Raw genomic sequence first — 23,058 nt, forward strand, 5'->3', positions numbered from 1 at the left:
CTCCTGAGGACCGGCGCCGGGCGGGCGTCGACACGCAAAGACCCCCGCCAGGAGTATTACACAAACACTCCCGTGGCGTTATCCGTTGCCGACCTGCGCACTCTCGAGTTTCAGCAGCTCAGAAGCGGCTCTTGGATGACCCGTGGATTGCAGTTTTGATACGGCCTCGCGGAGCAACTCAGGCCGGGTCAAGAGCAGCCGATGTACCAGCGCCTCGGTTGGGTCCGAACGAGTGGCCGGAGGCGCCTGGAGGCCCCTCGCCACGGCCAGGGCGATCCAGGCCTCGTCGTCGCGGGCGTCGGCGTCCAGGCGCGCCAGCGCGGCCCGCTGGGCGCCCTCGGCGTCGTCGGCGAGCAGCATCGCCCCTGTTGTGAGCGGGTCAGGGCCAGACGGCCGAACCGGCTCGGTGTGGCCGTCGAGCCAGCGGTGCAGCTCGGCGAGCAGGCCGGGGGCGTCGGCCGGGGCGGCGGGGGCGCCGCCGTCGATCATGCCGCGTTCGGCGATGGTTCCCACCGGCGTGCCGAAACGCAGCGAGTTGAATAGTCGTTCAGTCTCGAGGGCGTCCGCGTGCGCGTTGAGTAACAGCCAGCGCACCGTTTGTGCCGTCACGAACAATTGTGTCCGGGCAACGATGTCGGACGGGATGTCCTCGGTCTCCCAGCGCTCGAGAGTGGCTCGAAGGACCCTCGCGAAATGGTCGCCCAATGGGGTCATTTCACCGCTATTGATCAGGTCCTCGATCGCGATGCGATTCATCGCCCGCCAGTACGCGAACTGGGCGGCCGCCCGGCGCGTGTCGGCATCAGGACTGTGCCGGCGCCGGCGCCAGTAGTCGGTGACGCCGGTGTGGGCGTAGATGCCCTGCAGCAGCGCGCCGGCCGGGCGGGGGTCGAGCCGCCAGGGTGCCTGCAGGCGGGCCGGGCCCGCCGGGGTGTGCAGCTCGCAGAGGTCCAGCAGCGCGCCGAGCTTCGCGTGCATGTACTCGTGGATGAGCAGCAGGGCCAGGTCCGCGGCGCTGTCGGGGATCGAGACGGCGATCGAGCCGCAGGCCCGGCGCGACGCCGCGCTGATCATGACGCCGGTGTCCGGCGTGGCCAGGGGCACCAGCGAGCGCAGGCTGTGCCGCAGGCCCACCGCGTGGGCGGGGTGGTCCTGCTCGATGAGCTGCCACGCGTCGGCGAGCAGCTTGGCGAGGTGGCCGGCCCGGGACTCGCTCAGCGCCGGCAGCGGCCGCCAGTTGTAGCAGTGGCGGTACGGGTCCTGGTCCTCGATCGCCAGCCGGAAGCCGCCGAGGGCGACCGTGCGGCGCGGCTGCCAGCCGGGGCCGCCGAGCTCGACCACCGTCCCGCCGGCGCCCGTGACGCGCACGGCGGAGCCGTCGCCGTCGACGCGCGCCCACCCGGCGCCGAGGCCGTGGGCGGTGCCGAGGCCGGGCAGGCCGGCGACGCCGTCGACGGTGGGCACCTCGACGGCGAACGGCAGCCCGGCGGCGATCGCCGCGGCGCCGGCGTAGGAGGCGAGGTGCCCGAGCACCTCCGGCACGCCTGGGGCGTCGCCGGTCTCGGCGTAGTCGGTGAGTCGGTGCAGGGCGGCATTGGCCCAGGCGTCCAGGTGGGGGTGGGACAGGACCTCGGCGACCGCGGGACCGCCGGCGGCCTCGGCCCGGGCGATGAGCTGCGCCGCGGCCACCACCGGGGCCGCGAACGGGGTGCCGCGCACGGCGTGGACGACCATGGTGATGAGGGTCCGGCGCTTGGCGAGCTGGCCGGCGGCGAGCACGGCCATCGCCCCCGCGTCGCCGTAGCCGGCGGCGACCCCCGAGAACTGCTCGGCGCTGAGCAGCATCCGTTCATTGCTCACTGCGTGACCACCGCTGGCTGGGTGAGGTCGGCGCGCACGCGGTCGCCGATGTGGTTGATGAGGGCGAACAGGTCGTCGCAGTAGGCCGACGGGTTTTCGAAGCCGTTGGCGGCGTCGTAGCGGTGGGCCCGCAGGCCGCCGCCGCAGACCTTGACGACCGGGCAGGAAAGGCATTTCGAGCCGAGTTTGTACGGCGCGGTGACGGCCAGGTGCGACAGCACATCGGCGAAGGCGTGGTCGGCGAGGCTCAGGCCGGTGGCCGGACCGCCCTCCGCCGTCGTCTTGAGCGCGTCGGACTGCTCGTAGGAGCCGTCGGTCTCCACGGTGACGATGCCGGGCGCCTCGCCGCCGATCGTCTCGGTCTCGCTCGGCAGGCCGAAGAGCCGCGCGATGATCGACTCGAACAGCCGGATGCGGGTGCCGGACTCGACGGGGCGGTGCTCGTACCAGCGGTCGAAGACGCGGATCAGCCAGTCGGCGTAGGCCAGCGGGCGGTCGCGATGCGGCGGCGGCGTGGTCCAGTTGCCGTGCGGCAGCAGCAGGTCCACCCGCGGCGGGCGGAAGGCCAGGAGGGAGTCGTACACCTCGTCGGGGTCGTTGTCGACGTCGATCGTGCACAGCAGGCCGCCGTAGACGGCGGCGTGCTCGGGCCGCATGAGCCGGGCGATCCCGGCGGCGATGCGGTCGTACGAGCCGCGGCCGCTGGCGTAGCGGCGGTGCCGGTCGGTCTCCGCGGCGCCGCCGTCGACGCTCACCCCGACGCTGACGCCGTACTCGTGGAAGAGCTCCAGGAACCTGTCGTCGATCAGGATGCCGTTGGTCTGGATCGAGAAACGCGTCGCCGGAAAGGCGCCCTTGATGATCCGCAGCGCGGCCTCCACGCCGTCGTGGCCGGCCAGCAGCGGCTCGCCGCCGTGCAGCACGACGCGCAGCTCGCGCATTTCATGATCGCGCGCATGCTCGTCAATGCGATGGGCGACCCGCTCGAGCGTCGCCATGGTCATCGTCGTCGGCTGGGTGCGCCAGCTCTGGTCGATGCTTTCGTAGACGTAGCAGTAATCGCAGCTGAGATTGCATCGACTGTGAATCTTGAGAACTATCTGGCGCATCGGCGTGCCCACGGGCACCAATCTTGGAGCTGGCGCATCGGGTTGTCCAGCGGATCCATTCAGGTTACTCCTCCATATCAGGACCGGGGGAACAGTGGCGAGTTCGCGTGATGCGCCGCGGCCCGGGCGGCTCGTATTCTGACGATCCGGCAGTGATGCAAGACGGGGAGGCGGCCTTGCTCGAGGTGCTCGACCTGCCCGGCGGCCGGCGCATCGTCTACGAGGACTCGGGCAAGCGCGGCGGCCGCCCGGTGTTCCTGCACCACGGCACGCCGGGCAGCGGCGACGGCCCGAAGCCGCGCCACTCGATGCTGTACCGGCACGGCGTGCGGCTCATCTCGTACTGCCGCCCGGGCTACGGCGGCAGCACCCGCCGCCGCGGCCGGACCGTCGCCGACGCGGTCCGCGACGTCGAGGCCCTGGCCGACGCCCTCGGCCTGGACACGTTCGCGGTGCTCGGCCGCTCCGGCGGCGGACCGCACGCGCTGGCCTGCGCCGCGCTGCTGCCCGGCCGGGTCACTCGGGTCGCCGCCCTGGTCAGCCTCGCCCCGCACGACGCGATCGGCCTGGACTGGTACAACGACATGGTCCCGTCCAACCAGCGCGCCTACCGCGCGGCGGCGATCGACGAGGAGCTGATCACCGAGCAGCTGCGGCTGCGGGCCGACCGGGTCCGCGCCGACCCCGCCCACCTGCTGCGCACGCTGCGCGAGGAGATGCCGCCGGCGGACCTGCGCGTGGTCGAGGACATCGCCATCGAGCGGCTGCTGCTGCGCACCTACGCGCTGGGGCTCGGCGACGGGCCGTACGGCTGGATCGACGACCTCCTCGCCCTGCGCGCCGACTGGGGCTTCCGCCTCGACGCCATCACCGCGCCGGTGCGGCTCTGGCACGGCGCCGACGACCGGTTCGCCCCGGTGAGCCACACCCGCTGGCTGGCCGAGCACATCCCCGGCGCCCAGGTCGAGGTCGAGCACGGGGCGGCCCACTTCGGCGCGCTGCGGGTGATGCCCCGGATGATCCGCTGGCTCGCCGACCGCGAGCCGCCCAGCGCGGCGGCCTGAGCGCCTCAGTAGGGGTCGATCGACCGCAGTGCATCCGATGTCGGATATACGACATCGGATGGGCCCGCCTCCGCGCGCAGGGTCTCCGGGTGGTCCTCGCCGAGCACCCGGCGCAGCTCGTCGGCGAGCTCGGCCAGGCGCCGGGCGGCGGCGTCGCGGTCGTTGCGCCCGGCGTCGAGCAGCGCCAGGTTCACCTCCGCCGTCAGGGCGAGCGGGTGGTGCGGGGGCAGCGCGGCGGCCAGCCGCTGCGACGTCTGCGCGGCGAGGCGGTGCGCCGGCTCGCGCTCACCCGCGGCCCACGCGACCAGCGCGAGGTTGGCGCCGACCACGATCGTGCGCGGGTGCCCGGCGCCGAGCAGGTCGCCGTAGCGCAGCTCCACCCCGGTCAGCTCGGCCCGGGCCCGCTCGACGTGCCCGGTCGCCAGGAGGGTGAGGGCCCAGCTGTGCCGGCAGGCCAGGGTGTCCGGGCCGGCCGGGCCGCACGCGCCGGCGAGCTGCTCGTAGGCCTGCTCCAGCAGCGGCGCCGACTCGCCCGCCCGCCCGGCCAGCCGCAGCGACACCGCGAGGCTGGTCCGCACGCCCAGCGCGGCCCGGGACGCGGCGCCGAACGCCTCGGCGACGGCGGGCTCGAGCCGGCGCAGCAGCTCGGCGGAGTCCGCGTAGCGGCCGGCGTCGCGCAGGTCGCGGCCCAGGTTGGCGGCGGCGCGCAGCACGGCCGGGTGCCGGTCCGGGCCCGGGAAGGGCCGGAACCCGCGCACCCGCTCGTCGCAGCGCAGCGCCGCCCGGTAGTGCCCGGCCGCCCGGTAGGTGGTGGCGAGCCCGCTCAGCGCGTTGAGGGTCTGGGCGTGCTCGGCGCCGACGACCCGGGCCCACGCCCGGTACGTCGAGCGGGCCAGCCGCAGCGCGTCCTCGTAACGCCCGAGCGCCCGCAGGTCGGCCGCCTGCCGGTCCCGGGTGGCCAGCGTGGCCGGGTGGTGGCGGCCCAGCAGCTGCTCCTGCTCGGCCCGGATCTCCTCGTCGAGGCGCATCGCCTCGCCGTAGCGGCCCTGGTCGCGCAGGATCGCCGCGCGCACCCCGCGCAGCTGCAGCAGCTGCCCCCGATGGGTCGCGCGGCCGGCCCACTCCGCCTCGGCGCCCAGGGCCAGCCGCTCCCCTTCGGCCCCGGCGCCGGCGTGGCGCAGGCGGCGGGCGCGGTCGACGACGAGCGCCCGCACCGCCTCCTCCCGGCACTGTTCGGCGCCGGACACCGCCAGGTGCGGCCAGACCAGGTCGAACTGCGGCCAGGAGCGGGGGTCGTCGACGTCGTGGCCCTTCGCGAGGCCGGCGAGCACAAGGTGCACCTGGTGGCGGGCCTCGCGCCGGTCCTCGGCGGTCATCCGCTCCCGCACGACCCGCTGCAGCAGCGGGTGGACGTGGACCCGGCCGCCGGGCAGGTCGGGGCGCAGCAGGCCGAGCCGGCTGATCTGCTGCACCAGCGTGGCCGGCATGAGCCGGTCGGCGACCGACTCGTCGTAGGGCTTGAGGACCTCGGCCATCACGTCGCTGTACACCACGTCGGTCGCGGTGTCGTGGGCCAGCACCGAGAAGAGCTGCAGCAGGCGGTAGGCCCCCGGGGACTGGGTCCGCAGCCGGGCGAGCGAGCGGTCCCACACCTCCTCGACCGCGGGCAGCTCGCGGCGGTCCCGCTCCAGCGCGGCCAGGAACTCGGGCGCCGCCACGCCCGAGCGCTGCAGGGTCACGGCCGCCTCGGCCACGGCCAGCGGCAGGTCGCCGAGGGCCTCGGCGACGGCGTCGGCGTCCGCGGTGCGCAGGCCCGGCACGTGCCGGCGGAGGTACACGATGCTCTCGTCGCGCCCGAAGACCCCGACCGGCAGCGAGGCGAACCCGCCGCCCCACGACAGGTTCCGCGACGTGATGAGCACCTGCCCGGCGCCCTGCGGCAGGAAGTGGCGCACCTGCTCGTACTCGTCGGCGTCGTCGAGCACGATGAGCCAGCGGCGGTGCGGCTCGCCCCGGCGCAGCGCACCGAGCACGGCCCCGGCCGTCTCGCGGGCCGAGGACCGGGCGGCAAGCCCCAGCGCCGCCGCCAGCGCCGCGATGCCCTCGTCCAGCGCGCCGCAGTCCAGCCACCACACGAGGTCGTAGGCGGCGCCGAAGCGGTGGGCGTACTCGGCGGCGAGGGCCGACTTCCCGGCCCCGCCCAGCCCGTGCAGCACCACCGGCGGGGCGGCCGAGCGTGGGCCGGCGTGCTCCTCCGGGCGCAGCCGCGCGCGCAGCCGGACCAGGTCGGCTTCCCGCCCGATGAACCCGGCCGGGCGGGGCGGGGCGCGGAAGCAGGCCGGCTCCACGCCGGGGTAGCGCAGCGTGCCCGGCGGGCGGGGCTCCTCGGCGTGCCCGACGAGGCGCAGCAGCGCCCGCGCGGCCTCGGTCTCGTCCAAGCCGTGCAGCCGGGCCGAGGACCGCTCGGGATAGGCCGGCACCGCGGGGATCGGGTCGGTGTAGACGGCCAGCGGCGGCCGGCCGTCGGGGCTCGCCGGGCGCTGCTGGGCCTCGGCGGCGGCCCGCCCGGCCGAGATGACGTTCAGCTCGCGGGCCGCGGTGATCGCCGGGCCCGGCGCGGGGCCGGTGAGGCCGCCGTCGACGACCGTCACCTGGGCGGCGGCGAGCGTCGCGGCGATCCACTCGGCCCACACCCGGTCCTCGGCGGCGTGGCGCAGCAGCACCCGGTCCTCGCGGGCGGCGGTCAGGCGCAGGAACTTCCCGGCCGCCCGGTACCGCAGCCCGTCCTCCAGCGGCGGCAGGGACTTCACGGCGCCGTCGGTGATGTACCAGGCCAGGCGCTCGTACGCCGACAGCAGCGAGTCCGGCTGCCCCGGCAGGTCGGTCAGCGTCGCCAGGATCTCCTCGTAGGCGTAGGCCGACTGGTACGGCACCAGCACGTCGCGCCAGTAGACGGCCAGCTCGTCGTCGCGCATTCCGGCGGGCAGCCCGGCCAGGCGCTCCCGGGCCACGCGGCGGCCGGCCTCGACCCGCGCGCCGTCGGCCGGGTCGACCCGCATCGGCACCGGCAGCACGCGGGGAGAGTGCTCGGCGTCGCGGGTGGCCGCCGCGGCCCGGGCCGCACCCTCGATGCTCTTGGCGCTCAGCGTGAAGCAGGCCAGCACGACGTCGGGCAGGTGGGCCAGGCAGATCTGGGCCAGGTCGCCGAGGCCGGGCGGGCTGTCCACGAGCGTGTAGTCGTAGCCGGCGCGCATCGCGCGGCGCAGCCCGTCGAGGAAGGCGCCGCCGCCGGCGTCGTAGAACTCGTCCCAGTCCCGGCCGGCCAGCGCCGCCGCGTAGGACTCCTCCTGGCGCCCGGCCGGCAGGTAGTCGATGCGACCGCCCGGGAAGTGGCCCCACTGCACGCGCACCGGCGGGGTGATCGCGAACGGGTCGCCGGTGGCCTGCTCGAAGCGGCGCAGCAGGTCGGTGACGCCGCCGGACTTCTCCAGCTCGGCGGCGTCGAGGAACGGGTGGACGTACCGATGCAGGCCCGGCGACTCGAGATCCCAGTCGGCCACGAGCACCCGGCGCCCGGCCGCGGCGAGGATCCACGCCACGTTGGCGATCGCCATCGTGCGCCCGGTTCCGCCGGCGAAAGAGTGAAACGTGACGATGCGTCCCTCACCTGGCTGCGGCACCCATCGATCGTCCCCGAAGAAGCGCGGGCCGCCAAAGCGATCGGCGAAAAATATCGGGCATTGGCACCTGTCAGTAACGCTTCGGTTACCGCACACTGGAAATCCAGCCGTTTTTCCGGGGGTGCGGATCGTGGCGATGGCGGAGCCGGGTGGTTCGCGGTCGGGCTGGACCATCCTGCGCACGTTGTTCGGCGTGATGGGCGTCGTCGCCTTCGTGCTCGGCCTCGTCGGCCTGCGCCGCCTCGACGACGCCGCGGGCAGCTGGGGCGACACGATCTACTACACCCTGCAGCTGTACGTGCTGGGCTCCGACCCGCTGCAACCGCCGCACGGGGAGGTCTCCGCGCCGCTGCAGGCGGCCCGGTTCATGGCGCCGCTGTTCACCCTCGCCACCGTCGTGGAGACCGGCCGCCTGCTGCTCGCCGGGGAGCTGCGCAAGTTCCGCTCGCGCACCGCCCGGCGCCACGCCGTCGTCTGCGGCGACACCCCGTTCGCGCAGGCGCTCGCCGACCAGCTCTTCGCCACCGGCCACCGGGTCGTGGTGGTGCGCTCGGCGCCGTTCGGGCCGCTCGAGCTGCGCCACCGCCGCCTGCTCGGCGTGGCCGGGGACGCCCGCACGGCCGCGGTGCTGCGGGCGGCGGGCCTGCGAAGGGCGCGATACCTGTACGTCTGCGGCGACGACGACCAGGTCAACCACCGCGTCTCGGTCACCGCCGGCACCGAGCTGCAGCTGCGCCGCTCCTCGCCGCGCATCTACGTGCAGCTCAACCGGCAGCAGACGTGCCACTCGCTGCAGGCCCGCCGGCTCGGCGCGGCCGGCACCAACCGGTTCCGGCTCGACTACTTCCACGTCGACGACATCGCCGCGCGGACGCTCTACCTGCGCCACCCGCTCGATCCGCCGTCGAGCGGCGCCGCCCCCGTGCGGCTGCTCATCAGCGGCGAGGGCTCGTTCGCGCGGGTGCTGCTGGTGGAGACGGCGCGGTACTGGCGAGCGGTCGGCGGCGCCCGCGACCAGCTGCACGTGGACGTCATCGGCGCCGACGCCGGGCGCACCGTGGCCACGCTGCAGGCGCGCTTCCCGTTCCTGGAGTCGGCGTGCCGGGTGCGCGCCCACAACGAGCTGCTCGACACGTGGCTGCCGCGCATCACCCGGCCGGCGCGGTACGAGCGCATCTACCTGTGCCACCGCGACGAGCAGCGGATGCTGGACCTGGCGCTGGAGAGCCCGCAGCTGTGGCAGGCGGTCGGCGAGGCCGTCTTCGTCGCGACCTACCAGGCCTCGGCGCTGGCCGAGGCGTTCCACGGCGGCGAGCACAACGACCTGCTCGACGAGGTGGGCGGGAAGCTGGTGATGTACCCCATCATCACCCGCGCGTGCGACGCCAACCTCATCGCCGACGACCTCACCGAGCGGCTCGCCCGCCGCTTCCATCAGCGCTACCTCGACGTCGTGCCGGCCGCGCCCGGCTCGGTCAGCGGGGTCGCCTGGTCGCAGCTGCCGGAGTCGATGCGCAACGCCAACCGCGCCCAGGTCCAGGGGATCGCGGCCAAGATGCAGGCGCTCGGCTGCGTCATCGCGGTCCGCAACGGCGAGGACGGGCTGATCACCGAGCGGGAGCTGGAGCTGCTGGCCGAGCTCGAGCACCGCCGCTGGTGCGCGGAGCGGCGCGGCCGGGGCTGGCGCCACGGCGAGCGGCGCGACGACCGCCGCCGGACCCACCCCGACCTGGTGGACTGGTCCGAGCTCGGCGAGGCGAGCCGGGACAAGGCGCGCGACGCCGTGCGCTACATGTCCGAGATGCTGGCCGACGAGGGCTTTACGATCGTGCGGCTGAACGAAGAACCGATCGGCGCGACCGCCGTCTAGTCGACCCCCGGGGGACCTCATGCGCATCGGCATCACGGGGCACACCAATCTCACCGAGGGAGCGGCCGAGGTCATCTACCGGGCGCTGGTGCAGTTCCTGCGCGCCCTCGACGGGGCCGGGATCGTCGGCGTCACCTGCCTGGCCGACGGCGCCGACCAGCTCTTCGCCCACGCGGTGCGGGAGGTCGGCGGCGCCTACGAGGTCGTGCTGCCGGCGCCGGACTACCGCGACGTGCTCGCCGCCGAGCGCCGCGCCGACTTCGACGAGCTGCTGGCCGGCGCCCGCGCCGTCGTGCCGACCGGCGAGCCGGCCGCCGGCGTGCGGGCCTACGTCGCGGCCAACCGCATCATGCTCGACCGGGTGGACCGGCTCATCGCCGTGTGGGACGGCGAGGAGCGCGACCACCCGGGCGGCACGGCGGAGGTGGTGCTCCACGCCCGCCGCCGGGGCGTGGAGACGATCGTCATTTGGCCGGCGGGGGCGCAGCGGGCGTGACGGCCGGGCCGACCAGCCGGGCCGTGACGGCGTGCGCGCCGTAGAGGGCGTAGCCGACCATCAGGGGAGCGGTCAGCGGTACGAACACCGCGAGCGCGGCGGCGACGGCCGACACCCCGGCCACCGCCGCCGCCGCACCCGGTTGCCGCCACGCCGTGCGGCCGGCCCAGCGCAGCGCGTCGAGCCAGCCGGACCGGGACGTGTCCCGGCCCAGCCGCACGATGCCCAGCCCGGCGACCGCGAGCAGCGCGGCGGCGACGACGCCGGTGCCGGCCAGCGCGGGTGACCCGCCCGGGACCCGGCCGGAGGCGACGACGCCGACGTTGAACACCAGCAGCAGCCCGCACGCCGCGGCGACCGCCACGGCCACGGCGCCCTTGAGGATCGAGGCGCGGAACAGCCGCCACATCGCGCCGGCGTCCACCCCCTCGCCGTCGACGATCGCGCGGATCGCCGCCGAGCCGGTGCGCAGGGCGGCGCCGGCCGTGACGAGGGGTACCGATGCGGCGGTGACGACGATGCCGACGAGGGCCACGTCCGCCGCGACCGAGAACGTGTCCCGCCAGTCGCGTTTCATCCCTTCAGCCCCGACGTGTTGATGCCCTGCACGAGCATCCGCTGGAAGGCGAGGAAGAACAGGAAGACCGGCACCAGCGACAGCACGGACATGGCGAACATCGGCCCGACGGTGGCCTGCCCCGAGGAGTCGATGAAGGCCCGCAGGGCGACCGGGACCGTGTTCTTCTCGGTCTCCGACACGTACACCAGCTGCCGGAAGAAGTCGTTCCAGGTCCAGATGAACGAGAAGATCGCGGTGGTGACCAGCGCCGGGCGGCTCAGCGGGAAGATGACGCTGCGGAACACCCCGATCGGCGAGCAGCCGTCGATCTTGGCCGCCTCGTCCAGCTCGCGCGGGATGCCGCGCATGAACTGGACCATGAGGAAGACGAAGAACGCCTCGGTGGCCAGGAAGTGCGGCACGACCAGCGGCAGGTACGGGAAGTCGCCGCCAACCAGGCCCAGCTGCCGGAACAGGATGAACTGCGGGACGATGAGCACGTGGCCGGGCAGCAGCAGCGTGCCGATCATGACGGCGAAGAACAGCTTCCGCCCGCGGAAGCGCAGCCGCGCGAAGGCGTAGGCGGCCAGCAGGCACGACAGCGCGTTGCCGATCACGACCAGCCCGGCGACGAGGATGCTGTTGAGGAAGAACCGGGTGAAGGTGGCCTCATTGAAATGCGTCCAGCCGTCGGGGTAGTTGGACGGCGTCCACTGCTCGGGCCAGATCGAGGCGTTGTTGAGGATCTCCGGCCGGCTCTTGAACGAGGTGCCGAGCAGCCACACGAGCGGGTACAGGATGATCGCCAGCACCGCCAGCACGACGGCGAGCCGAACCCACTTCATCGGTCCTCCCCGTCGGAGTAATGCACCCAGAACCGGCCGGTGCTGAACAGCACGACCGTGAGCACACCGACGGCGGCGAGGAACACCCAGGCCAGCGCCGAGGCGTAGCCCATCTCGTAGTCGGTGAAGGCCTTGATGTACAGGTACAGCGTGTACATGAGGGTGGAGTCGACCGGGCCGCCGGTGCCGCCGGAGATGACGAACGCGCCCGTGAAGCCCTGGAAGCCGTGGATGGTCTCCAGCACCAGGTTGAAGAAGATGACCGGCGACATCATGGGCATCGTCACCGACCGGAACTTGCGCCACGCGCCCGCGCCGTCGACCTCGGCGGCCTCGTAGAGCTCCGCCGGCACCTGCTTGAGCCCGGCCAGGAAGATGACCATCGGCGCGCCGAACTGCCACACGGCCAGCAGGATCAGCGTGCCGAGGGCCCAGTCCGGGTCGTTGACCCAGCCCTCGCCCTTGACGCCGAACAGCCCCAGCAGCTGGTTGAACGAGCCGTCGCGGTTGAACATCGAGTACCACACGTAGCCCAGCGCCACGCTGCCGCCGAGCAGCGACGGCAGGTAGAACAGGCTGCGGAAGAACCCGACGCCGCGCGTCTCGCGGTTGAGCAGCAGGGCCACCCCGAGCGCGGCGGCGAGCTTCAGCGGCACGGCGATGACGCCGAAGAGCACCGTCACCCGCACCGCGTGCCAGAACGCGGGGTCCTCGGTGAACATGCGCCGGTAGTTGTCGAACCCGACGAAGTGCAGCTGCGACCAGTCGGACAGGATGTCGTAGTCGGTGAAGCTCAGCAGGAGCGAGCCCAGCATCGGCAGGGCGGTGAAGCCCGCGAAGCCGAGCAGCCAGGGTGAGAGGAAGAGGTAGCCGGCGCGGCCCTCGCGGCGGACCCCCCGCCCGGGTCGCGAGGGGACCCGGGCGGAGTGTCGCGTTGGCCGTTCCGTGGTCGTGAGCGCCACTGGAAGGGTTTCCCTACTTGGAGATGGCCGTCTTCACGGCGGCGATGAAGGTGTCGGCGGCCTGTGCGGAGCTCGCCTTGCCCGCCTGGACCGACTCGGCGGCCTTGATGAGCTCCGAGCGCAGCGTGCTGTGGCCCTTGAGGGGCACCTGCGGCGGCGGGCCGAAGGTCTTGCCGAGCGTGGTCTCCACGTCGATGGAGGTCTTCATCGCGGGGTCGGTGACGGACGACTCGACCTGCGAGCGGATGTCCAGGTTGGACGGCAGGCCGCGGTCGGTGCCGAGGACCTTGCCGGCCTCCGGGTCGTTGGCCAGGAAGTTGATGACGTCGACGGCGACGTCCTTCTTGTCGCTGCCGCGGTAGACGGAGAAGTACAGCGCGGCGCGCGCCCACTGGGCCTTCGGGTCGCCGGGGTACGGCATGACGCCGAGCTCGTCCTTGGTGTTCTTCTGCAGCTCGGGCAGCTGGTTGACCCACACCCACGAGGTGAGCGCCTTGCCCGTCACCACGAGCTGCTTGGTGATGTCGGTCTGGTTGCCCTCGCGGATGACGTCCGGCGTGGGCGTGGTGCCGGCGGCCGCCCGCGCGCCCTTCCACAGGTCGAACCACGCCGTCACGTCCTGCGGGGCGAAGCCGAGCTCCTTGCCCTTGTACAGGTCCTTGCTCTGCTGGCGCAGCCAGATCCAGAACGCCTTGTAGTCGGCGCTCGGGTCCTGCGTGCCGGGCACCTTGGCGGCGGTGCCGGCCGCCGTGGCCCAGCTGATGAACTGCTCCCAGCTCATGCCGGCCTTCGGCGGCTCCAATCCAGCAGCCTTGATTTTCGTCTGGTTGTACACCAGGCCCTGCGTGTTCTCGCCGAACGCGAGGCCGGCGAGCTTGCCGTCCACGACGCCGTACTTCCACAGGCTCTCGGGGAACTTCGTCGTGTCGAGCCTGCCCGACTTCTGGTACGACGTCAGGTCGAGCGTGACGTTGCGCGACGCGTACTCGGTCAGGTAGTTGTCGTCGATCTGGAAGATGTCGGGGGCCGCGTTGCCGGCGGTGAGGGTCGCGAGCTTGTCGAAGTACCCCTGGTTGGCCTGCCACGTCGTCTTGAACGTGACGTTGGGGTGCTTGGCCGTGTAGAGCTTCAGCGCGTCCTCGGTGAGCTTGGCCCGGGCGTCGCCGCCCCACCAGAAGAAGCTCAGCTCGACCGGCTTCGTGGAGTCCGCGGACGGGCTGGACCCGCCGTCGTCACCGCATGCGGCGAGGGGGATCGAAGCGGCCGCGGCGGCTGCGCCGAGCAGCAGACCGCGGCGGGAGATTCCGGACATGGATGTCACTCCTAGGCATTGGCCGCGACCGGATGGGGTGACACCGGCGCGGGGCCGGTGGAGTCGCGGATGACCAGTTGGGTCTGGAGCGTGACGAGAGCGGTGGCGCGGTGTGCTTCGTCGTGTTGCAGCAGCATGTCCACGGCCGCACGGCCGGCGGCCGCGGTCGGTGTCGCCACGGTGGTCAGCTTCGGGCGCACGAGCCGGCTGAGCATGATGTCGTCGATGCCGACGACGCTGATGTCCCCCGGCACGTCCACGTTGCGCTCGTGCAGGCCTTCGAGCAGGCCGATCGCCATGAGGTCGTTGTAGGCGAGCACGGCCGTGGCCCCGGTGGCCAGCACCGCGTCGCAGGCGGACCAGCCGGCCTGCTCGGTGGGCTGGAACGGGCCGAGGACCGTCAGTGTGGCGCCCGCCGCCCTGGCCGCGGCGGTGGCGGAGCGGCGGATCTCCCGGTTGGTCCACGACCCGCGCGGCCCGCCCAGCAGGGCGATGCCGCGGTGGCCGAGGCCCACCAGGTGTTCGATCGCGGCCCGGGCGCCGCTGGCGACGTCCATGACGACCGCGGGGAGCCCCTCGACGGGCCGGTTGACCACAACCAGGGGCACCTCCTTGCGGAGCTTCTCGATGAGGTCGTTGCTCATGCGCGGGCTGCACAGCAGCACGCCGTCGACCTGCTTGGCGAGGGCGTAGACCAGCTGCTCCTCGACCACGGGGTCCTCGTTGGTGTCGGCCACGAAGAGGTGGTAGTCGCGCTGGCGCGACTGTGACTCCGCCGCCTTGATCAGCGGCGGGAAGAACGGGTTGGCGATGTCCGCGACGATCAGGCCGATGTTGTGCGTCCGGCCGGTGATGAGGGCGCGGGCCGCGCGGTTGGGGCGGTAGCCGAGGCTCTCCGCGGTGGACAGCACCCGGCTGCGCGTGTCGGGGTTGACCAGGTGCGGCGCCGAGAAGGTGCGGGACACGGTGGAGACATGAACGCCGGAGGCGCGGGCGACATCCCGGATCGTGGCGGGCACTGGGTGATCCTCTCGGCGGGCCGTGCTTGGGTGCAGCCAATGATGCAAACGGTTGTTCCCCCTGTCAACGGTCCTCGATGGGATTTCCTGGCGGTATTGACCGGACCAGGGGGTCTTGCGCATAGTTTTCTGCAAACCTTTGCAGCCTCCGCCCGAGGGGGATCTTTGAGAACCCGCTACGCGATCGTCGGCACGGGATCGCGGGCGGCCATGTTCGTGCGCGCGCTCACCGTCGAGCACCGCGACACCTGCGAGCTGGTCGCCCTGGCCGATCCCAACCCGGTCCGCATCGCCGTGCACAACGCCCGGCTCCCAACGCCCGTGCCTGCCTACCCGGCCGCCGAGTTCACCGCCATGATCGAGCGCGAACGGGTCGGCACGGTGGTCGTGTGCACCGTGGACCGCTACCACGACGAGTACATCGTCGCCGCGCTCGAGGCCGGGTGCGACGTGCTCACCGAGAAGCCGATGACCATCGACGCGCGGCGCTGCGCGCGGATCCTCGACGCCGTGCGCCGCACCGGCCGCCGGGTCCGGGTCACCTTCAACTACCGCTACAACCCGCTGCACGAGGAGGTGAAGCGCATCCTCGCATCCGGCGAGATCGGCGAGGTCGGCTCGGTGCACTTCGAGTGGCTGCTCGACGTGCGCCACGGCGCGGACTACTTCCGCCGCTGGCACCGCGACAAGGCCGACTCCGGCGGGCTGCTCGTGCACAAGTCGGGCCACCACTTCGACCTGGTCAACTGGTGGCTGGCCGACGAGCCCGAGCGGGTGTACGCCGACGGCCGGCTCTTCTTCTACGGCACCGACGGCGCCGGGCACGGCGCCGGCAGGTTCGCCGTCGACATGGACGATCCCGAGCTCGGCGCGCTCTACGGCCCGGCCGCCGTGCAGGTCGACGGCTACCGGCGCGACCAGGACGTCTTCGCCCCCGGCGTGACCATCGAGGACGACATCGCGGTGCTGGTGCGCTACGCCCGGGGCGCCACGATGACGTACCACCTCACGGCCTATGCGCCCTGGGAGGGGTACCGCGTCATGTTCAACGGCAGCCGCGGCCGCCTGGAGCTGGAGGTCGTGGAGAGCGACCACGTCGCGCCGGTCTCCGCCGCGGCGGTGAAGGGCTTCGGCACGCCGGTCGAGCAGGGCATGGTCTCGCTGCGCGTCCACCCCTACTGGGCGAGGCCGCGCGACGTCGAGGTGAGCGGCTACGAGCGCAAGGGCCACGGCGGCGCCGACGGGCGCATGCTCGCCGCGCTGCTGGACCCCGCTGGGCCTGATGCTTTGGGCCGTCCCGACCCCCTGGGCCGCGGCGCCGACGCCGAGGACGGCGCCCGCGCGCTGCTCGTCGGCCTGGCCGCCAACGAGTCCGTCGCCACCGGTCGGCCCGTCCGCACCGCCGAGCTCGAATCCGGGATCGCCCATGCATGAGGACCAGTTGCTGCCCGCCGAGCCGGGGGTCCGCGCCATCGCGCGCGAGCTCTACCGGCACGCGAAGGACCTGCCGCTGATCAGCCCGCACGGCCACGTCGACCCGGCGATCCTCGCCGACGACCGGCCGTTTCCCGACCCCGCCCGGCTCATCGTGGTGCCGGACCACTACGTCACCCGGATGCTGGCCAGCCAGGGCATCCCGCAGACCGCGCTCGGTGTGCCCACAGTGGACGGTTCGCCGACCGAGACCGACGGCCGCGCCATCTGGCGGCTGCTGGCGAGCAACTGGCACCTGTTCCGCGGTACCCCGTCGCGGCTGTGGACCGAGCGCGTCCTGCACGAAGTGTTCGGCGTGCCGACGGCGCTGCGCAAGGAGACCGCCGACGAGGTCTACGACGCGATCGCCGCCCGCCTGGCCGACCCCGGGTTCCGGCCGCGGGCCCTGTTCGAGCGGTTCAACCTCGAGGTCCTGGCCACCACCGAGTCCCCGCTGGACGACCTGGCCGCACACGCCAAGCTCGCGGCCGACGGCTGGGGCGGCCCCGGCGGCCGGGTGGTCACCACGTTCCGGCCCGACGACGTCGTCGACCTCGACTGGCCCGGCTGGGCCGGGCGGGTCGAGCGGCTCGGCGCCGAGACGTTCGCCGGGTTCCTGGACCGGCTGCGGGAGCGCCGCGCCGCGTTCATCGCCGCCGGCGCCACGTCCAGCGACCACGGCCACCCGACCGCCGCCACCCTCGCGCTGCCGCCGGACGAGGCCGCCGCGCTGTTCGACCGGGCGCGGCGCGGCCGGGCGGAGCCGGGCGACGCCGAGCGGTTCCGGGCCCACATGCTCGTCGAGTTCGCCCGCATGTCCGTCGACGACGGGCTCGTCATGCAGCTGCACCCGGGCGCCGTGCGCAACCACGACACCGCGCTGCACGCCCGGCACGGCCGCGACGTCGGCGGCGACATCCCGGCCCCGACCGAGTACGTGCGGGCGCTCAAGCCGCTGCTCGACGCGTTCGGCACCGACCCGCGGTTCCGGATCGTGCTCTACACCCTCGACGAGACCGTGTTCACCCGCGAGCTGGCCCCGCTCGCCGGCGGCTACCCGGCCGTCTTCCTCGGCGCGCCCTGGTGGTTCCTGGACAGCCCGGAGGGGCTGCGGCGCTACCGTGAGGCCGTCACCGAGACCGCCGGCTTCTACAACACCGCCGGCTTCGTCGACGACACCCGGGCGTTCTGCTCGATCCCGGTCCGCCACGACGTGGCCCGCCGCGTCGACGCCGGCTTTCTCGCCCGCCTCGTCGCCGAGCACCGCCTCCCGCTCGACGAGGCGGCCGAGACCATCGCCGACCTGGCCTACCACCTGCCCAAGCGGGTCTACCAACGCACTGGAGCGAACTCGTGACCGTGATCACCGGCCTCACCGTGCACGACGTGCGGTTCCCGACCGCAGCGGCCGGCGACGGCTCCGACGCCATCAACCGCGGCGACTACTCGGCCACCTACGTGGTCCTGGAAACCGCGGAGGGAGTGCCCGGGTTCGGGTTGACGTTCACCAACGGCCGTGGCAACGAGCTCACCTGCGCCGCCGTCGAGGCGCTCGGCCACCACGTGGTCGGCCACGACGTGGAGGCGCTGTGCACCGCCGAGGGCGCCCGCACCCTGACCGCCGACGTGCAGCTGCGCTGGCTCGGCCCCGAGAAGGGCGTCATCCACATGGCGGCCGGCGCACTGCTCAACGCCGTGTGGGACCTGCGGGCCCGGCTCGCCGGCGCGCCGATGTGGCGGCTGCTGGCCGAGCTGCCGACCGCGGACCTCGTCGCCGCCGTGGACTTCCGGCACATCAGCGACGCCATCACGCCCGCCGAGGCGGCCGCCCTGCTCGACGCCGGCCTCGACGGCTACGCCGAGCGGCTCGCGATCGCGCGGGCGGACGGCTTCCCGGCGTACACCACCTCCGTCGGCTGGCTGGGCTACGACGACGAGAAGGTCCGCTCGCTCACCCGCCGGGCCGTCAAGGACGGCTGGACCGCGGTGAAGATGAAGGTCGGCGGCCCGATCGAGGACGACGTGCGCCGCGCGGGCATCATCCGGGCCGAGATCGGCCCCGGCGCGCTGCTCATGATGGACGCCAACCAGGTCTGGGACGTCGGCGAGGCGATCGCCAACATGGAGCGGCTCGTCGCCTTCGAGCCGTACTGGATCGAGGAGCCCACGCACGCCGACGACGTGCTCGGCCACGCCGCGATCCAGCGGGCGCTCGGCGAGCGGTGCAAGGTCGCCACCGGCGAGGTCGGCGCCAACCGGGTCATCTTCAAGCAGCTGCTGCAGGCCGGCGCGATCGGCATCATGCAGGTCGACGCGTGCCGGGTCGCCGGCGTCGGCGAGGTGCTCGCCGAGCTGCTGCTGGCCGCCCGCTTCGGGGTCACCGTGTGCCCGCACGCGGGCGGGGTGGGGCTGTGCGAGTACGTGCAGCACCTGTCCTTCTTCGACTACCTTCGCGTCGGGCGATCGATGGAGGGGCGGATGATCGAGTACGTGGACCACCTGCACGAGCACTTCACCGACCCGGTCCGGGTCGCCGGCGGCCGCTATCTGCTGCCCGAGCGGCCCGGCTACAGCGTCGAGCTCAAGCCCGAGTCGATCGCCCACTACGGCTTCCCGGCGGGGCCCGCATGGACCGCCTGAGCCGCGCGACCCACCCGGCCACGATCGACGCCGGCGTCGGCATCGTCCACCTTGGACTCGGCGCCTTCCACCGGGCCCACCAGGCCGTCTTCACCGAGGACGCGATCGTCAAGGGCGGCGGCGACTGGGCCATCGCCGCGGTCGCGCCCCGGTCCCGGTCCGTTCTCGACCCGATGCTGGAGCAGGACCTGCGCTACAGCGTGCTGACGCTGGACGCCGAGCGGGTCACGCCACGGGTCCTCGGCGTGCACGCCGAGGCCCTGCACGCCGCGAGCGCCCCGGACGCCGTCGCGGCCCGCCTGGCCGACCCGGCCGTGCGGGTCGTCACGCTCACCGTGACCGAGAAGGCGTACAGCCGCGACTCCGCCATCTTCCAGCTGCTCATCCGCGGGCTGCGGGCCCGCGGCGGCGCCCCGCTGACCCTGCTCAGCTGTGACAACCTCCCGTCCAACGGACGCCACCTGCGCGAGCTGGTCGTCGCCGAGCTGGGGGAGTCCATCGAGGACTGTGTGGCGTTCCCGTGCTCGATGGTCGACCGGATCGTGCCGGCGAGCACCGAGGCCACGTACGCCATGGCGCAGGCCGCGCTCGGCGTGGTCGACCGCGCCGCCGTCGCCGCCGAGCCGTTCAACCAGTGGGTCATCGAGGACGACTTCCCCGGCGGCCGGCCGGCGTGGGACCTCGCCGGCGCGATCCTCACCGACGACGTGGCGCCGTGGGAGCGGCTGAAGCTGCGGATGCTCAACGGCGTGCACTCGGCGCTGGCGTACCTCGGCGCGCTGGCCGGCGCCCCCACCATCGACCGGGCCCTCGCGCTGCCCGGCATGCGGGCGGCCATGGAGCGCCTCATCGCCACGGACATCGCGCCGACGCTGCGCCCGCCCGAGGGGCTTTCCCTCCAGGTGTACGGCGAGAGCGTCCTCGAACGCATCGGGAACCCGGCCCTTCGCCACCGCACCCTGCAGGTGGCGATGGACGGATCGCAGAAGCTCCCGCAGCGGCTGCTCGGCACGATCGCCGACCGGCGGGCGGCCGGCGCGACCCCGCGCTACGCCGCCCTCGTGCTCGCCGCCTGGATGCGCTTCGTGCGCGGCACGGCCGACGACGGCACCCCGCTGCCGCTGGACGACCCCCTCGCCGACCGGCTCCGCGCGGCGCCCGACCTGCTGCGCCTCGGCGCCGTGTTCCCGCCCGGCTTCGCCGAGGACGCCGAGCTGCGCGCCGAGCTCGACGGGTGGTCCCGCGCGCTGGAGCGCCACGGCGTCGCCGGCACCCTGGCGGCGCTGCCGTGACCGGCACGACGGTCGCGCTGGTCGGCGCCGCCGGCCACGGCGCCTGGCACCTGCGCGCCATCGAGGCGCTCGGCCCGCGGGCCCGGCTGGTCGCCACCTGCGACGTCCAGCCCGGCTACGACTACACCGACCACCGGCTCATGCTGCGCGAGCGGCGGCCCGAGGTCGTCGTGGTCTGCACCCCGCCGCACACCCATCTGCCGATCGCCCTCGACGCGCTCGCGGCCGGCGCCGACCTGCTCCTGGAGAAGCCGCCGGTGCTGTCGCTGGCCGACCACCGCACGCTCGCCGCCGCGGCCGCCGGCCGGGCGCTGCAGGTCGGCTTCCAGGCGCTCGGCTCGCCGACGATGGGCCGCCTGCCGGGGCTGGTGGGCGAGGCCGTGTCGGCCTCGGTCGCCGGGGCCTGGTGGCGGCCGGACACCTACTGGACGCGCTCGTCCTGGTCCGGCCGGCGCGGTCGGGACGGTGCGCTCGTCAACGCGTTCGCCCACGCGCTCATGCAGGCCCTGGCCATCACCGGCATCCGTCCACCATGGACGCTCAGCCTCGACCGGTACCGCACCCGCCCCACCGTCGAGGTCGAGGACACGGCCACGCTGCGCCTCGAGGTCCCCGACGGCCGGTCCGTCTTCGTCGCCGTCACCCTGTGCTCGACCGAGTTCGTGCCCGGCGACATCACGGTCACCGGCACGCAGGGCGCCTGCGAGGTCGGCTACGCCCAGGACCGCCTCGACGGGGAGGTCCTGCCGGGGCGCATCGGCCTGCTGGAGAACCTGCTCGACCACCGCGACCGCGGCACCGACCTGCTCGTGCCGCTGTCGCGGACCGAGCCCTTCACCGTTCTGGCCGAGGCGATCCTCGCCGAGGCCCCGCCCGCGCTGCTCGCCGCGGACCGGCTGGCCGCGCGCGACGACGGCGTCGAGATCCCCGGCGCCGCCGGCCTGGTGCGCCGCGCCGCGGCCGGGCGCGCCCACTTCCGCGAGATCGGAGCCTTCCAATGAGGAAACTTTCAGTGGCCGACCTGCCCGACGGCGGCACCCCGGCCACCCTCGCCGCGATCGGCGCCGGCTGGGGGCCGGTGCAGCGCGGCGGGATCAGCCGCTACGACGCCCCGGGGCACCGCACCCACCCCGAGAGCGACCACCACGTCCACGACGTCCCCGAAATTTTCACGATCGTGCAGGGCGCCGGGGTGCTGGAGCTCGACGGCGTCGCGGGCCCGCGCTTCGCCGCCGGTGACATCCTGGTCATCGAACCCGGCGAGAACCACCATCTCGTCAGCGACGGCGACGTGCCGCTGGTCTTCACCTGGATGCACCTGTCGCCGGCGAGCTGATTGACGGCGGATCGACATCGGTCTAGTTTGCACCTGAGGAAACCGCTTTCCTCACCGCATGCGGCAGACCCGCCCAGTCTCCGGCCGCACACCCCATGCGCCCTCTTCCATCCCCCTCCCGGAGGAAGCATGGCAACCCGCCAACGGCGGCGCAGATGGCCCATCGTGGCCGCCGGCGCCGTCGCCTTCACCGCCGCCGCCGCGATCTCCGCCCAGATCGCGTTCGCGGCCACCCTCTACAGCGACAACTTCGAGGACGGCGACACCAGCGGCTGGTCGAAGTCGGGCGGCACGTGGGCCGTCGTCAGCGACGGCTCGAAGGTGCTGCAGCAGAGCAACGCGGGCAGCGAGAACGCCCGCGAGTTCGCCGGCGACAGCGGCTGGACGAACTACACCGTGACCGCCCGGGTCAAGCCGCTGTCGTTCGGCAGCGGCGGGCAGGCCGCGCTGCTGGCCCGGGCCAAGACCTCGACCACGTTCTACCGGCTGGCCCTGCTGCCCGGCGCCGTCCAGCTGCAGGCCGTCAGCAGCGGCTCGGTCACCGTGCTGGCGTCGGCCTCGCGGTCGGTGAGCACCGGCACGTGGTACACCCTCGGCCTCACCGTCTCCGGCAGCACGGTCTCCGGCTCGGTGGACGGGGCCTCGGTCGGCTCCGCCAGCTCCTCGGTGGCCGGGACCGGGCGCATCGGCGTGCAGACCCTGTACGCCGGCGCCGAGTTCGACGACGTCACGGTCAGCGACGCGGCCGGGCCCGGCCCGACCACCACGGGCCCGACCCCGACCAGGTCGCCGACCCCCACGAAGTCGCCGACGCCGACCCCGACGGGCGGCTCCTCCGGCTGGCCGACGCCGACCGGGCAGGCCTCGCTCAGCGGCACGGTCAAGGTCTCCGGCACGTTCGACGGGGGGATGAAGCGGTACTGCTGCATCGGCGACGGCGGCCAGAGCGAGAGCCAGGACCCGGCGTTCGAGCTGGCGCCCGGCGCCACCCTGCAGAACGTCATCCTCGGCGCGCCGGCCGGTGACGGCGTGCACTGCACCGGCGACTGCCACCTGATCAACGTGTGGTGGGAGGACGTCGGCGAGGATGCCGCCACCTTCGAAAGTTCATCAACGAGTGTGGGCTCCAACTACTACGTCCAGGGCGGCGGCGCCCGCCACGCCAGCGACAAGATCTTCCAGCACAACGGCCCCGGCACCGTGCACATCAGCAATTTCTACGCCGAGGACGCCGGCAAGCTGTACCGCGCCTGCGGCAACTGCAGCACCAGCTACACCCGCCACGTCACCGTCGACAACGTCCGGGTGACCTCCACCAAGGTCGTCGCCGGCATCAACGTCAACTGGGGCGACACGGCGACGTTCAGCAACATCACCGTGATCGGCGACTCGTCGCACAAGACGATCATCTGCGACAAGTACAACGGGGTGCCGAAGGGCAGCGAGCCCACCCACGTGGGCAGCGGCCCCGACAGCACCAACTGCCTGTACAACCCGGACACGGACGTGCACTGGTCCTGACCCGGGGGTGTCCTGGCGCC

At 73.4% G+C, this 23,058-nt stretch carries 18 protein-coding genes; 10 read left to right on the forward strand and 8 right to left on the reverse strand.

Annotated elements, in window-relative coordinates:
- Nucleotides 1–78: 78 nt before the first annotated feature.
- Both ACQEVU_RS08795 and ACQEVU_RS08800 read right to left on the reverse strand, forming a co-directional pair.
- Nucleotides 79–1,860: an HEXXH motif domain-containing protein gene (locus ACQEVU_RS08795; RefSeq protein WP_433322053.1), complete on the reverse strand. Its 1,782-nt coding sequence runs from the start codon at nt 1,858–1,860 to the stop codon at nt 79–81.
- Nucleotides 1,857–2,969 carry an FxsB family cyclophane-forming radical SAM/SPASM peptide maturase gene (locus ACQEVU_RS08800; RefSeq protein WP_433334860.1) on the reverse strand — a complete coding sequence of 371 codons (1,113 nt, stop codon included), beginning with the start codon at nt 2,967–2,969 and terminating at the stop codon, nt 1,857–1,859. Before ACQEVU_RS08800 ends, ACQEVU_RS08795 begins: the two co-directional genes overlap by 4 nt.
- Before the next feature lie 155 nt (nt 2,970–3,124).
- On the opposite strand from ACQEVU_RS08800, the gene ACQEVU_RS08805 reads away from it, so the two are divergent.
- Complete coding sequence (locus tag ACQEVU_RS08805) at nt 3,125–4,033, forward strand: alpha/beta fold hydrolase (protein ID WP_433334862.1); 909 nt, start codon at nt 3,125–3,127, stop codon at nt 4,031–4,033.
- 5 nt (nt 4,034–4,038) lie between these two features.
- Here ACQEVU_RS08805 and fxsT read toward each other — a convergent pair whose 3' ends face one another.
- Nucleotides 4,039–7,887 carry an FxSxx-COOH system tetratricopeptide repeat protein gene (gene fxsT, locus ACQEVU_RS08810; RefSeq protein ID WP_433322054.1) on the reverse strand — a complete coding sequence of 1,283 codons (3,849 nt, stop codon included), beginning with the start codon at nt 7,885–7,887 and terminating at the stop codon, nt 4,039–4,041.
- Between fxsT and ACQEVU_RS08815 the strand changes: the two genes are divergently transcribed.
- Together ACQEVU_RS08815 and ACQEVU_RS08820 are read left to right on the forward strand one after the other, a co-directional pair.
- Nucleotides 7,850–9,583: a RyR domain-containing protein gene (locus ACQEVU_RS08815; RefSeq protein ID WP_433334864.1), complete on the forward strand. Its 1,734-nt coding sequence runs from the start codon at nt 7,850–7,852 to the stop codon at nt 9,581–9,583. The genes fxsT and ACQEVU_RS08815 overlap by 38 nt on opposite strands.
- Nucleotides 9,584–9,602: 19 nt before the next feature.
- The gene (locus tag ACQEVU_RS08820; protein ID WP_433322055.1) at nt 9,603–10,079 is read left to right on the forward strand and encodes a hypothetical protein; all 477 of its coding nucleotides are present in this window, start codon (nt 9,603–9,605) and stop codon (nt 10,077–10,079) included.
- On the opposite strand, the gene ACQEVU_RS08825 is transcribed toward ACQEVU_RS08820, so the two are convergent.
- The 5 genes from ACQEVU_RS08825 to ACQEVU_RS08845 are packed head-to-tail and all read right to left on the reverse strand — an operon-like array spanning nt 10,048 to nt 14,776.
- Entirely contained in the window at nt 10,048–10,656 is a 609-nt protein-coding gene (locus ACQEVU_RS08825; protein WP_433322056.1) for a hypothetical protein, read from the reverse strand. The two genes, ACQEVU_RS08820 and ACQEVU_RS08825, sit on opposite strands and share 32 nt — an antisense overlap.
- Nucleotides 10,653–11,483 (reverse strand): carbohydrate ABC transporter permease, encoded by an 831-nt coding sequence (locus ACQEVU_RS08830; protein ID WP_433322057.1) that lies wholly within the window; start codon nt 11,481–11,483, stop codon nt 10,653–10,655. Before ACQEVU_RS08830 ends, ACQEVU_RS08825 begins: the two co-directional genes overlap by 4 nt.
- On the reverse strand, nt 11,480–12,445 hold the full coding sequence (locus tag ACQEVU_RS08835) for a carbohydrate ABC transporter permease (protein WP_433322058.1): 966 nt from the start codon (nt 12,443–12,445) through the stop codon (nt 11,480–11,482). Before ACQEVU_RS08835 ends, ACQEVU_RS08830 begins: the two co-directional genes overlap by 4 nt.
- A 13-nt stretch (nt 12,446–12,458) precedes the next feature.
- Nucleotides 12,459–13,757, reverse strand: coding sequence for an ABC transporter substrate-binding protein (locus ACQEVU_RS08840; protein WP_433322059.1), 1,299 nt, complete (start codon nt 13,755–13,757; stop codon nt 12,459–12,461).
- 11 nt (nt 13,758–13,768) lie between these two features.
- Nucleotides 13,769–14,776, reverse strand: coding sequence for a LacI family DNA-binding transcriptional regulator (locus ACQEVU_RS08845; RefSeq protein WP_433322060.1), 1,008 nt, complete (start codon nt 14,774–14,776; stop codon nt 13,769–13,771).
- Nucleotides 14,777–14,941: 165 nt separating this feature from the next.
- Between ACQEVU_RS08845 and ACQEVU_RS08850 the strand changes: the two genes are divergently transcribed.
- From ACQEVU_RS08850 to ACQEVU_RS08880, 7 genes are all read left to right on the forward strand, one after another.
- Entirely contained in the window at nt 14,942–16,210 is a 1,269-nt protein-coding gene (locus ACQEVU_RS08850; RefSeq protein ID WP_433322061.1) for a Gfo/Idh/MocA family protein, read from the forward strand.
- The gene (gene uxaC, locus ACQEVU_RS08855; RefSeq protein ID WP_433322062.1) at nt 16,203–17,606 is read left to right on the forward strand and encodes a glucuronate isomerase; all 1,404 of its coding nucleotides are present in this window, start codon (nt 16,203–16,205) and stop codon (nt 17,604–17,606) included. The genes ACQEVU_RS08850 and uxaC overlap by 8 nt, the downstream gene beginning before the upstream one ends.
- Nucleotides 17,603–18,889 carry an enolase C-terminal domain-like protein gene (locus ACQEVU_RS08860; RefSeq protein ID WP_433322063.1) on the forward strand — a complete coding sequence of 429 codons (1,287 nt, stop codon included), beginning with the start codon at nt 17,603–17,605 and terminating at the stop codon, nt 18,887–18,889. Before uxaC ends, ACQEVU_RS08860 begins: the two co-directional genes overlap by 4 nt.
- Entirely contained in the window at nt 18,877–20,181 is a 1,305-nt protein-coding gene (locus ACQEVU_RS08865) for a mannitol dehydrogenase family protein (protein WP_433322064.1), read from the forward strand. Before ACQEVU_RS08860 ends, ACQEVU_RS08865 begins: the two co-directional genes overlap by 13 nt.
- On the forward strand, nt 20,178–21,182 hold the full coding sequence (locus ACQEVU_RS08870; RefSeq protein WP_433322065.1) for a Gfo/Idh/MocA family protein: 1,005 nt from the start codon (nt 20,178–20,180) through the stop codon (nt 21,180–21,182). The genes ACQEVU_RS08865 and ACQEVU_RS08870 overlap by 4 nt, the downstream gene beginning before the upstream one ends.
- Nucleotides 21,179–21,517, forward strand: coding sequence for a cupin domain-containing protein (locus tag ACQEVU_RS08875; protein WP_433322066.1), 339 nt, complete (start codon nt 21,179–21,181; stop codon nt 21,515–21,517). Before ACQEVU_RS08870 ends, ACQEVU_RS08875 begins: the two co-directional genes overlap by 4 nt.
- A gap of 129 nt (nt 21,518–21,646) precedes the next feature.
- Complete coding sequence (locus ACQEVU_RS08880) at nt 21,647–23,038, forward strand: pectate lyase (protein WP_433322067.1); 1,392 nt, start codon at nt 21,647–21,649, stop codon at nt 23,036–23,038.
- Nucleotides 23,039–23,058 lie beyond the last annotated feature (20 nt).

This window comes from Dactylosporangium sp. CA-139066 (assembly GCF_050936175.1).
In the GTDB taxonomy this organism is placed as follows: domain Bacteria; phylum Actinomycetota; class Actinomycetes; order Mycobacteriales; family Micromonosporaceae; genus Dactylosporangium.